We start from the raw sequence: 12915 nt of genomic DNA on the forward strand, positions 1-12915 counted from the left end.
AATAATTAAAGAACTTTGGAAATAGCCATTACAACCGAAAAATCTTCCTTTTTAAAAAAACTTGCGCTTCTATATCGTTTTCGTTAAAAAACAGATTTTATATAGCTTTTTAATTACTTACATTTGTGAATCACAATACTTAAAAAAGACAAATATTTTATACATGAAGACGCTTAACGATTTTAATTTTGAGAACAAAAAAGCACTGATCCGCGTAGATTTTAATGTGCCGTTAAATGAAAAATTTGAAGTAACCGATGCTACCCGAATTGTATCGGCAAAACCGACTATTATTAAGATTTTAGAAGATGGCGGAAGCTGTGTTTTGATGTCTCACTTAGGAAGACCAAAAGGTGTTCAGGACGAATTTTCGTTGCGTCATATTGTAGGTAAAGTGGAAGACGTTTTAGGCGTTGAAGTAAAGTTTGTTGATGCCTGTGTAGGTGAAAAGGCAGAAGAAGCCGTGGCTAATTTAGAGCCGGGACAAATTTTATTGTTGGAAAACCTGCGTTTCCACAGCGAAGAAACTGCTGGCGATAAAGCTTTTGCCGAACAACTTTCAAAATTAGGCGATATTTATGTGAACGATGCCTTTGGTACGGCGCACAGAGCACATGCTTCAACTACTATTGTTGCACAGTTCTTTGAAGGTAAAAAATGCTTCGGAAGCCTTTTGGCGCAAGAAATAGAAAGCATTAAAAAAGTTATGGAAACGGGTGAAAAACCAGTCTTGGCCATACTTGGTGGTGCAAAGGTGTCTTCAAAAATCACTATTATAGAAAATATTTTAGATAAGGTTGACCACTTGATTATTGGTGGTGGTATGGCGTTTACTTTTGTTAAAGCTCAAGGCGGAAAAATAGGGAACTCTATTTGTGAAGACGATAAAATGGGACTGGCCTTAGAAATTTTAAAGCACGCCGAAGAGAAAAATGTAAAAGTTTATATTCCAGTCGATACTGTTGCTGCTGATGATTTTAGTAATGATGCCAACACACAAATTGTTGATATCACAGCTATTCCAGATGGGTGGGAAGGTGTTGACGCCGGTCCAAAATCAGTTGAAATATTCAATGATGCCGTAATGAAATCGAAAACCATTCTGTGGAACGGACCTTTAGGTGTTTTTGAAATGGAAAATTTTGCAAAATCTACCATAGCCTTAGGTAACGCCATTGCTGCAGCAACCAAAAACGGAGCCTTTTCACTTGTTGGTGGGGGCGATTCTGTAGCGGCTGTAAAACAATTTGGGTTTGAAGACAAAGTAAGTTATGTAAGTACTGGTGGTGGTGCTATGTTGGAAAGTTTAGAAGGAAAAACACTTCCGGGAATCGCCGCTATTTTGGAATAAAAACATTTTCGTTTTTAATTTCACTGAAAAAACACGAATTTAGCCATATTATCGTTCAATAAACTGAATGGATTATATGGCTTTTCGTTTTTTAATGACTTTCCTTTTTTTTAATGTATTAACCGCTTTTTCGCAGGTTAAAGATTCTGTTTCGTTGCAAGCCAACAAAACGATAGATACTGTTTTGGCACAGACCAAGCAGTTTTTAAAGGATTCTATAGTAGACGGACAGCCAAAAAAAGTTCAGAGTATTGAAGTAAAACCCGATACTTTCGATATCAAGAACTTACAGGATAACAAGCTAGCTTTAGAGTTTGATGAAAAGTGGCTTGAAGAACTGTACAGTACCGCGCTGTTCGATACCATTTACAAGTCGGTAACCGAGCTAACCTACGAGGAGGTCGAATACCCCGAATTGCCAACCGATACGCTTAAAGCCCGTTTAAAAGAGCTCGATGCCCGTACACCTTTTAATGTAGAGTACAACCCTTCGTTAGAAAGTGTTATTAAATCTTACTTGAAGTACAGACGCAAACATCTTCAAAAATTAATGACTTTAAGTGCCTTTTATTTTCCGATGTTCGAGCGCGAATTGGATTTATACGATATTCCGTTGGAAGTGAAATATTTAGCTATTGTGGAGTCGGCTTTAAAGCCACGGGCCAAATCTAGGGTAGGGGCCACGGGCTTGTGGCAGTTTATGTTTACAACCGGAAAAATGTACGGTTTGGATGTGAGTAGTTATGTTGATGAGCGTAGCGACCCAATAAAATCAACCGAAGCAGCTGCAAAATACTTGGCTAAACTTTACGGCATTTTTGGCGACTGGGATTTGGCCTTGGCGGCATACAATTCGGGCCCAGGAAACGTAACTAAAGCCATTCGGCGGTCGGGCGGTTATAAAAATTATTGGAATATCCGTCATAATTTACCTCGTGAAACGGCAGGCTATTTACCAGCATTTTTGGCCAATATGTACATTTTTGAGTATGCCGAAGAGCACGGGTTTAAAAAGTATAAGCCCGAATTGGCCTATTTCGAAACGGATACCGTTCGAGTAAAGCAAATGATTACGCTCGACCAAGTTTCGGAAGTAACGGGAACACCCATTGAAGAATTACAGTTTTTAAATCCGTCGTATAAACTGGACATCATTCCTTTTATAAAAGATGAAAACTACACCTTGCGGCTGCCGCGTGACGTGGTGGGGCCTTTTGTAACCAACGAAGATTCTATTTATGCCTATGCCAAAGCAGAATTCGATAAGCGTGAAAAACCCATGCCACAGCTTATTGAAGCCAACCAGAGCGTGAGGTATCGCGTTAAGTCTGGCGATTATTTGGGGAAAATTTCCCGAATGTTCGGTGTTAGGGTAAGCGATATTAAACGCTGGAACGGCTTACGTAGTAATAATTTAAAAATAGGTCAGCGGTTAACTATTTTCCCAAGAAAGCCCAATATTTCTGCTCCAGCACCACAAGTAGTTACTAAAAAACCAAAACCCATAACCGGAGAAGTAACCACTTATACGGTACAATCGGGAGACTCCCTTTGGAGTATTTCGCAAAAATTTCCCGGAGTTTCTGTTCAAAATATTAAAGATTGGAACGGTATTAGTGGTACTAAATTAAAACCGGGAATGAAACTTAAAATAGGTAAAGGTTAGTTCTCGAATAAATTAAACGAAATTATGCGATATATTGTCTTATCATTCATTTGTGTGATGTTTTTTGTTTCGTGTGGAGACAAAAACAAGTCTAAGTCCGAGCGTTTTATCCAAGATTCTTCAGGGGCCATCAATAACGTTTCTGTTGTAACCGAAAATGAAATATGGGACGGACGAGTGGGCGAAGCTATTCGTGCCGTTTTGGCTAAACCAATTTACGGGTTGCCTCAGGACGAGCCCATGTTTACCATTAGCCAAATACCACCAGCCGTGTTCTCTGGCTTTGTAACCAAAAACAGAACCGTTTTAATGGTAAAGCTCAACAGAGAAAAAGGTATTGATTTTTCAGAAAATGTATATGCCAAGCCTCAAAAAGTGATTACTGTTTCAGGGAAAACAAGAGAAGAGGTGATTGAAGTTTTACAGGAAAATGATGCTAAAATCAGAGAAACGTTCCGCAATGCCGAAATTGCCGAAAGGCAGCGCCAAATGGCAAAATCGCCGCACAGCTTTGAATCTATTAAAGAAAAACTTAAGCTTACAGTAGGCTTTCCTTCAGTTTATCGGGTCGCCAAATCGACCGATAATTTTTTCTGGATTAGAAAAGATATAACCACCGGAACAACCAATTTAATGATTTTTGAATTGCCCTATTCGGCTATTAAAAGAAATGATAGTTTGGTCAACCAAGTGATTAAAATAAGAGACTCGGTAGGGAAGTTACATATTGAAGGCGGAGTTGAAGGTTCCTATTTGGCAACTGAAGAGGCTTACACGCCTTATTTGGCAGAAACCATTATAGATAATAAGCCAGCTTTGGAAACCAAAGGTATTTGGGAGCTTAGAAATGCCTTTATGGGTGGGCCTTTTATTAATTACGCTATTGAAGACAAAATTAACAAACGCTGGGTTGTACTTGAAGGTTTTGTGTTTGCGCCCTCGGTAGACAAACGGAATTATATGCTAGAAATGGAAGCTATAATAAAAACCGTTAAATTGGAATAAATAATAAAATCAAAGCGAAAAAAAAGACCAGCTTAAAACAAATTAAGCTGGTCTTTTTTCTTCCGCACTATAAAGTAGCGTTATTCTTTTTTTTCGCCGTTGGCTTCCTCTTCTTTACTGGCATCCTTAAATTCTTTAATGCCACTGCCTAATCCGCGCATTAATTCTGGTATTTTTTTACCTCCAAAAAGCAATAAAACCACAACAACAATTAATGCGATTTGCCATGGGCCGATTGCTAAAGGTAACATATGTAAGTTCATAATCTTTATTTTAACAGCAAAGTTAATAATTAAAGTTAAATAAAAACGTTTTCAGCATAACTTTAGCAATTTCAAAGCAGATAAGCGGCATGACGGTTTACTCGGTTTTAACAGATGGGTATTGAATAAATTCTATTATTTTTGTTTTTAACATGAAAGGGAAAAAAAAGGAACCAAAAAAAATTAAACGAAAACTGCTCGATAAATATCGGTTGGTCATTCTGAACGAAAACACGTTTGAAGAGCGTTTATCGTTTAAATTAACCCGGCTCAATGTTTTCGTCATGGGTTCGTTATTGGCCATTTTTTTAATCTCGCTCACGTATTTAATTATCGCCTTTACGCCGCTAAGGGAATACATTCCGGGATACTCCTCAACCGCGTTAAAAAAGAAAGCCACCGAGCTAACCTATAAAACCGACTCGCTGCAACAAGCTTTGGCTATGAACGAACGTTATTACGAATCCATTAAAAAAGTATTAACCGGAGATATTAGTAGTGCCGATTTTAATAGAGATTCTATAGTTGAAGCCGTAAAATTGGAAGCGAGCGAGGTAGATTTAACACCTATTGCCGAAGATTCTATTTTACGTGAAAAAGTAGATAAAGAAGACAAATACAATTTGTTTGAATCGGCTACTTCGGTGTCGAACTTTATATTATTTCCGCCAGCAAGCGGTGAAATAAGCGAGCCCTATAACGCTCAAGAAAAACATTATGCCGTTGATATTGTTGTGCCCAAGGGCACGCCCATAAAGGCGACAGCCGATGGTATTGTTGTTTTTGCTGAATGGACGGCCAGCACGGGCTACGTGATTATTTTAGAGCACAGTTATGGTTTAATATCGGTATACAAACACAATGCATCGGTTACCAAAAACCAAGGCGATTTGGTAAAGGCCGGCGAGGTAATCGCCACAGCAGGTAATGAAGGCGAACTGTCTACCGGGCCACATTTGCATTTTGAACTTTGGAATGATGGCTACCCCATTAACCCCACCAACTTTATAGATTTCAACTAAATGGCATCATTAAAATCGTTTTTGGCTAAACCATTTTCAAAATTGGTTTATAAGCGCATCAAAAAATGGGCAGATAATCCTATTGAAACCCAGGAAAAAGTTTTTCAGAATTTAATTTCCGAAGCCGCAGGCACCGCTTTTGGTAAAGACCACGATTTCGTAAGTATAAATAACCATGCCGATTTTGTAAAACGTGTGCCGGTAAGGGATTACGAAGGTCTGAAACATTATGTTGATCGGGTTGTTGCAGGCGAGGAAGATGTACTTTGGAAAGGCAAGCCCATTTATTTTGCCAAAACCTCGGGCACCACATCGGGTGTTAAATACATTCCCATTACCAAAGAAAGTATGCCTAGCCATATTGAGGCGGCACGAAATGCTATTTTAATGTACATTCACGAAACCGGAAACATCAGTTTTGTCGACGGCAAAATGATATTCCTGCAAGGCAGCCCCATTTTAAAAGAGCAAAACGGGATTCAATTGGGTAGGCTTTCAGGTATTGTAGCGCATTATGTGCCCAAATATTTGCAAAAAAACCGCTTGCCATCGTGGGAAACCAATTGTATTGAAGATTGGGAAACCAAGGTCGATGCTATTGTGGAGGAAACTTTGCCGCAAAATATGACGGTTATTTCGGGTATTCCGTCGTGGGTACAAATGTATTTTGAGAGAATTCAGCAGAAAACAGGCAAAAAAGTAGGCGAGGTTTTTAAAAATTTCAATCTGTTTATTTTCGGAGGTGTTAACTACGAACCTTATCGCGCCAAGTTTGAAAACTTAATTGGTAGAAAAGTAGATAGCATTGAGTTGTACCCGGCGAGTGAAGGTTTTTTTGCTTTTCAGGATCAACAGGATCAAAAAGGCATGTTGCTTCAGTTAAATTCGGGCATTTTTTACGAGTTTATAAAAGCTGATGAATTTTTCAACGATAACCCTAAACGCATCACTATTAAAGATGTTGAAGTGGGCGTAAATTACGTGATGATTATTTCTACCAATGCTGGTTTGTGGGGTTACAATATTGGCGATACTGTTCAATTCACTTCAGTGAAACCGTATCGTGTTATCGTTTCAGGTCGAATTAAGCATTTTATTTCAGCCTTCGGCGAACATGTTATAGGGAAAGAGGTAGAGCAGGCCATGCAAGAAGCAACCGAAAATACAGAAATTAGGGTAACCGAATTTACTGTGGCGCCGCAAATTAACCCAGAAGCGGGCTTACCTTACCACGAATGGTTTATTGAGTTTGAAAATGAACCAAAGAATCTATCCGATTTGGCTAAAAGACTCGACGAGTCGCTCCAAAAACAAAATTCGTATTATTTCGATTTGATTGAAGGCAAGGTGCTTCAGCAATTAAAAATTACCAAAGTAAAAAAAGATGGTTTTCAGGAATATATGAAATCGGTTGGTAAATTAGGCGGCCAGAATAAAATACCAAGACTTTCAAACGACCGAAAAATTGTTGATTCATTTTCAACGATAAAATCGCACAATTAATAGTATATTTGCCCCGGATTTAATGATACTATGAGTAATAAAAAACATCATGCACGAACGCGAGCCCAAGAAAGCTCGAATGCCATTGAGCGCATGTATATTACCATGCGTCATTTATTCAACCGTGGGTTTTACAAACCTATGGGCATTTCGGGCGAAACTTTAAGAGAAGCGTTACTTACCTTGCGCCCCGAAATTTATGGGTCTATCGCCGAAGAAAAAGCCGAACTGGAAGGATTGCTTTATGTAATTGATAGGCTTCCCATTGGCATTGAACAATGCTCATTTATTAACCTAACGAGTGATGAGGGCTACGGTAATTCGCACTTCAAACCCATAATTCCGGAAAAACGACGCAGGAATTGTTATCGGATTGATAGCGAGCAAATGAATATTGAAATAACCCGAGGGCGATCGGATATTTACGATATTTTAACGCACTTAACCTTTATGTTTGTTGAGTCGCATAAAATCAGTTCGAAGGTCATTATAAACGATGAGGGGCACACGACCCGAGATTGGCAAAAACTGGAAAAAATTGTGCTGGCAAACAATGAGCTCTCTCAAGAAGAACGGGAGGTAGCCATTACCCATTTGGCCAGCATTTTAGGAAGAACTTTTAAGGAATTAACTAACATTTACCACAAATTTGCTACGCCCAATCAACCAGAACGACTTTTACATATTATATATTGGTTAGGTAAACTGGCCATAGAAGAGCAAGTTCATTTCAACAAAAGAACCATTACGTTTAGTCCCATATTGCGGGAACGTATTGGCCACCATATTCATGGAGAAATATGGGCAGATAACATCAAAGAAACCCTATTCAATAACCAGTTGATGGAAAGGCCGCTGCATATTATAAGTGCTAATATGCATAGTGTTATGAACACTCTTTTTGCTCATCACAGTATAAAATCTAAAGGCAGTACTAAAGGTATTTTTGGCCTCTACGAAGATTTAAGCAATAAAGACAATCAAGCTTTACGTAATAAAGTAACCAAAGAAGCCCTTAGCAAAGGGATGATTTATCTTAAGGACTCATCTGGAGCTAATATTGACGTTCAGATATTCGATACATCGAAAATAGATTTAAATAAACTCGATATTAAGGTTACACCTGCGGTAATAGAAAAAGAAAAACCCGTCATTTTGGTGATGGATTATGCTTTTGGCGAGCAGGCCTATGAAACTATAGATGAATTATTGAAACCTTACAAGTGGAAGGAAAAAGACATTCATTTGAACGTGGAGTCGGTGTCCATTATGGGTAAAGCCGGTATTTTAGAAGGCGGTAAGGGTGACATAATGATACCCTCGGCTCATATTTTTGAAGGTACAGCAGATAATTACCCTTTTTACAATCAATTGAAAAAAGAAGATTTAGAAGGGCAAGGTGTCGATGTTTACGAAGGTACCATGATAACTGTTCTAGGAACATCGCTTCAAAATAAAGACATCTTGAAGTTTTTCTATAACTCCACTTGGCAAGTTATTGGGCTTGAAATGGAAGGTGCTCATTATCAAAAAGCCATTCAGGCAGCCTCCAAAGTTAGAGGTAGTATTAAGCCAAACGTTAAAGTAAGATATGCTTATTACGCCAGCGATAACCCGTTGGAAACCGGGGCTACTTTAGCCTCAGGAGGTTTAGGGACTTCGGGAGTAAAACCCACTTATTTAATTACAAGAACCATATTAGAACAAATATTAAATTAATAGATTGCAATTATGAGTAAAGATTTGCCACAACAGCAGCCAAATCAATCAGAAGAAGTCGATTTAGGCCAGTTATTTAAGTTAATTGGTAATGCTTTTGATCGGTTTTTTAAATTTATAGGTAGTATTTTTACAAGTATCTATAAAGTGATTTTGGCTTTGTTGGTTCATATCTATAAAAGATTACCTTGGTATGCTGGTGCAGTGGTTTTGGGAGTGGTTGTAGGTTTTATAATTGATGTGAATTCCAAAAAAATGTATGGAGCCAATATGTTTATTGAAACCAACTTTAATTCTACAAGGCAGGTTTACGAAAACATCAAGCAATTCCATCAACTGTCTTATTTGGATAAAGATTCTTTGGAACTGGCAGATAAATTAAATATTTCGCCGGGCTTGGCGTCAAACTTAAAAGGCTTTTATGTTGAGCCTGACTTAGATGAAAATAACATTGCCGAAATGTATTCTCGATTTTATGAGCGCTTGGATTCTATATCAAGGTCTGAGATGACGTATGATAGGTACAGAGAATCTTTAAAGCCATATAATTATAAAATACACAAGATTGGTGTAGCTTCAACCGACAAGCATATCTATAAAAAAATAGAGAAGGCGTTTGTGAATCAAATTTCCGATAATGAATATTTAAATGATTTACTAAAAACCAACCGAGATATACTTGAAAAGAAGGACCAAACCTTGCTTCAGCAAGTTCAGAAGACAGATTCATTAGCAAATGAATATTTAAGAATCAGAATTAATGAATCTCAAAAAGATGTTGTTCCTGGATCTGGTACCAATCTCTATTTAGGAGATGCAGAGTCGTCTGCTGGGAATTTAATTGTTGATGAATCTAGAATTGTACAGTTAAGGTTAAACTATGAGAGCCAAAGAAGGAAAATAGACAGTGTTTTAGCGGTTCAAAAGAATGTCGTTAATGTTTTGGCGACCTTCCCTGAATCAGGTTATGATATTAGAGAGTGGTACGACAAAAAGAAGTTCGTGTTGCCATTAGTGTTATTCGGTATTACATTTTCGATCTTCTTGTTTTTAGGTTTGGGGAAATTCCTCAAAGAACAGAGTTGAATAATAAGTAAGTAATCAAGTTTATGGCTATTTTAGTTACAGGCGGAGCAGGTTTTATTGGGGCAAATTTTATTCATTATTATTTGTCTAATAACCCATCAATCACGTTAGTCAATTTAGATAAACTCACGTACGCTGGTAACCTTGGTAATTTAGAAGAAGTTAAAAACCATCCGAATTATTCATTTGTAAAAGGTGATATTTGTGACAGGAGATTAATTGAAGAGCTCTTCGATAAATATGATTTCAATGGAGTTATTCATTTTGCGGCAGAATCGCATGTTGATAACTCTATAAAAGACCCAAGTGCTTTTGTTAATACTAATGTTTTGGGCACTTTCAATTTGCTTGATGTAGCTAAAAACCATTGGATGGAATCGCCCCAACAGGTAAAAGAAAGTCATAAAAACTCACGGTTTTTACATATTTCAACCGACGAGGTTTATGGTACCTTAGGTTCTGAAGGTCTGTTTACCGAGCAAACCCCTTATGCGCCTAATAGCCCTTATAGTGCCTCAAAAGCATCATCAGATTTTTTGGTTAGAAGTTATTATCATACCTACGGAATGAATGTGGTTACTACAAACTGTTCCAACAATTATGGTCCGAAACAACATGATGAAAAGTTGATTCCAACCATTATTCGTAAAGCCATATATAACGAAGATATCCCAATTTATGGCGATGGAAAAAATATTAGGGATTGGTTATACGTTGAAGATCATTGTAAAGGAATAGAGCTGGCTTTCAAAAAAGGGAAGGCTGGAGAAACCTATAATATTGGAGGGAATAACGAACGTAACAATCTATATATAGCGAATAGTATTTGTGAAATTCTCGATGATATTCGACCAAAAGGCAAATCGTACAAAGCGCAAATAACTTTTGTAAAAGATAGGCCTGGTCATGATTTTAGATATGCCATTGATGCTTCAAAAATTGAAAATGATTTAGGTTGGCGTGCTGAGGAGAATTTTGAATCAGGTATTAAGAAAACCATTGAATGGTACTTAAAAAAATACGATAGATAAATGAAAGGAATCATACTGGCAGGAGGATCTGGCACGCGTTTGTATCCACTAACCAAAGTGGTGAGCAAGCAATTAATGCCTGTTTACGATAAGCCTATGATTTATTATCCGGTATCAACATTATTGTCGGCCGGTATTAATGAGATATTAATTATCACCACACCAAAAGATTTACCTAATTTTAAGGAATTGCTTGGCGATGGATCCAGTTATGGCTGCCTTTTCGAATATGCCGTACAGAAAGAACCCAATGGGTTGGCTGAAGCTTTTATTATTGGAGAAAAATTTATAGGGAAAGATAGCGTGGCCCTTATTTTGGGGGATAATATTTTTTACGGGTCTGGTTTAGATCTAGCCCTACAAAAAAATATCAACCCGAAAGGAGGAGTTATTTTTGCATACCACGTCCAGGATCCACAGCGTTACGGAGTGGTGGAATTCGATAAAGACAATAAGGCTGTATCTATTGAAGAAAAACCCGAACAGCCAAAATCTAGCTATGCTGTTCCTGGTATATATTTTTATGATAATTCAGTAGTTGAAATAGCCAAAAACATTACGCCTAGCAAAAGGGGGGAGTTGGAAATAACCGATGTAAATAAAACCTACCTCAAACAAGGAAATCTTAACGTCCAAATATTGGACAAGGGAACCGCATGGCTAGATACCGGAACATTTACCTCGCTTATGCAAGCCTCACAATTTGTAGAAGTCATTGAAGAACGACAAGGGCAAAAAATCGGTTGTATTGAAGAAGTGGCTTACTCGATGGGTTACATCAGCAAAGCACAGCTTAGTGACTTGGCACAACCGTTACTAAAAAGTGGTTATGGAAAATACCTTCAACAATTAATCAAAGAACATGAAAGTTGAAGAAACAAATTTAAAGGGGTGTTTTGTTGTAACCCCAAGGGTGTTTGAGGACGAAAGAGGGTACTTTTTTGAAACCTTTAATGAAAGCGTGTTTCAAAAGGAAACAGGTGTGTCCGTTAATTTCGTTCAAGATAATCAGTCAAAATCGAATAAAGGGGTTTTAAGAGGGCTTCATTTTCAAACAGGAACGTTTGCTCAAGCCAAGTTGGTTAGGGTTGTAAAAGGAAAGGTACTTGATGTTTGTGTCGATTTAAGAGATGGCTCGGCAACTTTCGGACAACATTTTTCAATAGTTTTAGACGGAGAAAAACATCAACAGTTATTTGTGCCCCGGGGTTTTGCTCATGGATTTGTGGTTTTGGAAGACGACACCATTTTTTCATATAAATGTGATAATTTTTATAATAAAGCTTCAGAATCCGGTATTATTTATAACGACAAATCTTTGGATATTGATTGGGGTTTTCCTGAAGATAAGTTAATCATTTCAGAAAAAGACAAGCAACTTCTTCCATTAAACCAAGTATTAAGCTAAATGGATACTAAAGTTTTGGTTACGGGAGCCAATGGGCAACTAGGAAAAACAATTGAGGAGTTGTTCGCTAAGAATAATTTGGGTGTTGATTTTACTTTTGTTTCAAAAACCGAATTCGATATCAGAGATTTGGAAAAAGTGTCTTCCTTTTTTGAAAAAAATGAGTTTGACTTCTGTATAAATTGTGCTGCTTACACCAATGTAGAACAAGCTGAAAAAACTCCAGAAATTGCTTATAAAGTTAATGCAGAAGGGGCTAAAAACTTGGCTTTGGCTTGTAAAAACAATGATGTTGTTTTAATCCATATTTCAACCGATTATGTATTTGACGGAGAAAAGACCACGCCTTATACTGTGAAGGACAAAACTAACCCCATTAACGAATACGGTAAATCGAAACTTTTGGGAGAAGAGCATATTCAAAGTATACTTTCAAAATATTTTATCGTAAGAACCTCGTGGTTGTACAGTAAAAAATATGGGCGCAATTTTTATAAAACCATTTTAGCTTTAGCCGAAGAAAAGGACGAACTGTCTATAACTACTGATCAATTAGGTTGCCCAACCGATACGGAGAGCTTAGCAAGGTTTGTTGTAGGTTTGATAGCTGAAAAGTCGAAAGCGTTCAGCATACAACACTTTTCGGATGATGAGGTGATGACTTGGTACGATTTTGCTCGAAAAATACTGTCAGAAAACGATTTAATTAACAAGGTCAACCTTGTCAAAACTAGCAATTATGTTACTTTTGCACAGCGGCCGAGGTATTCGGTAATAAAAACGGGAGGATAGTTTATATGTCAACCAATCACAAACCCTATCATTATAACATTTCTTAACACCCACTAAGATATAAATAGC

At 37.6% G+C, this 12915-nt stretch carries 12 protein-coding genes; 11 read left to right on the top strand and 1 reads right to left on the bottom strand.

The window, feature by feature from the left end; genetic code table 11:
- Window positions 1-163: 163 nt before the first annotated feature.
- The 3 genes from HC176_RS00815 to HC176_RS00825 all read left to right on the top strand — a co-directional run bounded on the left by HC176_RS00815 (window position 164) and on the right by HC176_RS00825 (window position 4022).
- Window positions 164-1351, top strand: a complete 1188-nt coding sequence (locus HC176_RS00815; RefSeq protein WP_167916280.1) for a phosphoglycerate kinase — start codon at window positions 164-166, stop codon at window positions 1349-1351.
- A gap of 94 nt (window positions 1352-1445) precedes the next feature.
- A complete protein-coding gene (locus HC176_RS00820) occupies window positions 1446-3017 on the top strand; it encodes a LysM peptidoglycan-binding domain-containing protein (protein WP_245234799.1) in 1572 nt (523 codons plus the stop codon).
- Window positions 3018-3041: 24 nt separating this feature from the next.
- A complete protein-coding gene (locus HC176_RS00825; RefSeq protein ID WP_167916282.1) occupies window positions 3042-4022 on the top strand; it encodes a DUF4837 family protein in 981 nt (326 codons plus the stop codon).
- 80 nt (window positions 4023-4102) lie between these two features.
- On the opposite strand, the gene tatA is transcribed toward HC176_RS00825, so the two are convergent.
- Window positions 4103-4285 (bottom strand): twin-arginine translocase TatA/TatE family subunit, encoded by a 183-nt coding sequence (tatA, locus tag HC176_RS00830; RefSeq protein ID WP_167916283.1) that lies wholly within the window; start codon window positions 4283-4285, stop codon window positions 4103-4105.
- Window positions 4286-4437: 152 nt separating this feature from the next.
- Between tatA and HC176_RS00835 the strand changes: the two genes are divergently transcribed.
- From HC176_RS00835 to rfbD, 8 genes are read left to right on the top strand one after another with little or no spacing between them, the layout of a single operon-like run.
- A complete protein-coding gene (locus tag HC176_RS00835) occupies window positions 4438-5307 on the top strand; it encodes a M23 family metallopeptidase (protein ID WP_167916284.1) in 870 nt (289 codons plus the stop codon).
- Entirely contained in the window at window positions 5308-6810 is a 1503-nt protein-coding gene (locus tag HC176_RS00840) for a GH3 auxin-responsive promoter family protein (RefSeq protein WP_167916285.1), read from the top strand. It begins immediately after the preceding gene.
- A 30-nt stretch (window positions 6811-6840) separates the two neighbouring features.
- Window positions 6841-8529, top strand: coding sequence for a DUF6909 family protein (locus HC176_RS00845; RefSeq protein WP_167916286.1), 1689 nt, complete (start codon window positions 6841-6843; stop codon window positions 8527-8529).
- A 12-nt stretch (window positions 8530-8541) separates the two neighbouring features.
- Window positions 8542-9615, top strand: a complete 1074-nt coding sequence (locus tag HC176_RS00850; RefSeq protein WP_167916287.1) for a hypothetical protein — start codon at window positions 8542-8544, stop codon at window positions 9613-9615.
- 23 nt (window positions 9616-9638) lie between these two features.
- Window positions 9639-10646 carry a dTDP-glucose 4,6-dehydratase gene (gene rfbB, locus HC176_RS00855; RefSeq protein WP_167916288.1) on the top strand — a complete coding sequence of 336 codons (1008 nt, stop codon included), beginning with the start codon at window positions 9639-9641 and terminating at the stop codon, window positions 10644-10646.
- The gene (rfbA, locus tag HC176_RS00860) at window positions 10647-11519 is read left to right on the top strand and encodes a glucose-1-phosphate thymidylyltransferase RfbA (RefSeq protein ID WP_167916289.1); all 873 of its coding nucleotides are present in this window, start codon (window positions 10647-10649) and stop codon (window positions 11517-11519) included.
- Window positions 11509-12054 carry a dTDP-4-dehydrorhamnose 3,5-epimerase gene (gene rfbC, locus HC176_RS00865; RefSeq protein WP_167916290.1) on the top strand — a complete coding sequence of 182 codons (546 nt, stop codon included), beginning with the start codon at window positions 11509-11511 and terminating at the stop codon, window positions 12052-12054. The genes rfbA and rfbC overlap by 11 nt, the downstream gene beginning before the upstream one ends.
- Entirely contained in the window at window positions 12055-12846 is a 792-nt protein-coding gene (gene rfbD / locus HC176_RS00870; RefSeq protein WP_167916291.1) for a dTDP-4-dehydrorhamnose reductase, read from the top strand.
- Window positions 12847-12915: the final 69 nt, after the last annotated feature.

It is taken from the genome of Tamlana crocina (genome assembly GCF_012037625.1).

What these genes read in the sequence shown, in the direction of transcription:
- HC176_RS00835 (WP_167916284.1), top strand. Translation starts at nt 4,438, where the DNA reads ATGAAAGGGAAAAAAAAGGAACCAAAAAAAATTAAACGAAAACTGCTC.
- HC176_RS00815 (WP_167916280.1), top strand. Translation starts at nt 164, where the DNA reads ATGAAGACGCTTAACGATTTTAATTTTGAGAACAAAAAAGCACTGATC.
- HC176_RS00840 (WP_167916285.1), top strand. Translation starts at nt 5,308, where the DNA reads ATGGCATCATTAAAATCGTTTTTGGCTAAACCATTTTCAAAATTGGTT.
- rfbC (WP_167916290.1), top strand. Translation starts at nt 11,509, where the DNA reads ATGAAAGTTGAAGAAACAAATTTAAAGGGGTGTTTTGTTGTAACCCCA.
- tatA (WP_167916283.1), bottom strand. Translation starts at nt 4,285, where the DNA reads ATGAACTTACATATGTTACCTTTAGCAATCGGCCCATGGCAAATCGCA.
- HC176_RS00820 (WP_245234799.1), top strand. Translation starts at nt 1,446, where the DNA reads ATGACTTTCCTTTTTTTTAATGTATTAACCGCTTTTTCGCAGGTTAAA.
- rfbB (WP_167916288.1), top strand. Translation starts at nt 9,639, where the DNA reads ATGGCTATTTTAGTTACAGGCGGAGCAGGTTTTATTGGGGCAAATTTT.
- rfbD (WP_167916291.1), top strand. Translation starts at nt 12,055, where the DNA reads ATGGATACTAAAGTTTTGGTTACGGGAGCCAATGGGCAACTAGGAAAA.
- rfbA (WP_167916289.1), top strand. Translation starts at nt 10,647, where the DNA reads ATGAAAGGAATCATACTGGCAGGAGGATCTGGCACGCGTTTGTATCCA.
- HC176_RS00850 (WP_167916287.1), top strand. Translation starts at nt 8,542, where the DNA reads ATGAGTAAAGATTTGCCACAACAGCAGCCAAATCAATCAGAAGAAGTC.
- HC176_RS00845 (WP_167916286.1), top strand. Translation starts at nt 6,841, where the DNA reads ATGAGTAATAAAAAACATCATGCACGAACGCGAGCCCAAGAAAGCTCG.
- HC176_RS00825 (WP_167916282.1), top strand. Translation starts at nt 3,042, where the DNA reads ATGCGATATATTGTCTTATCATTCATTTGTGTGATGTTTTTTGTTTCG.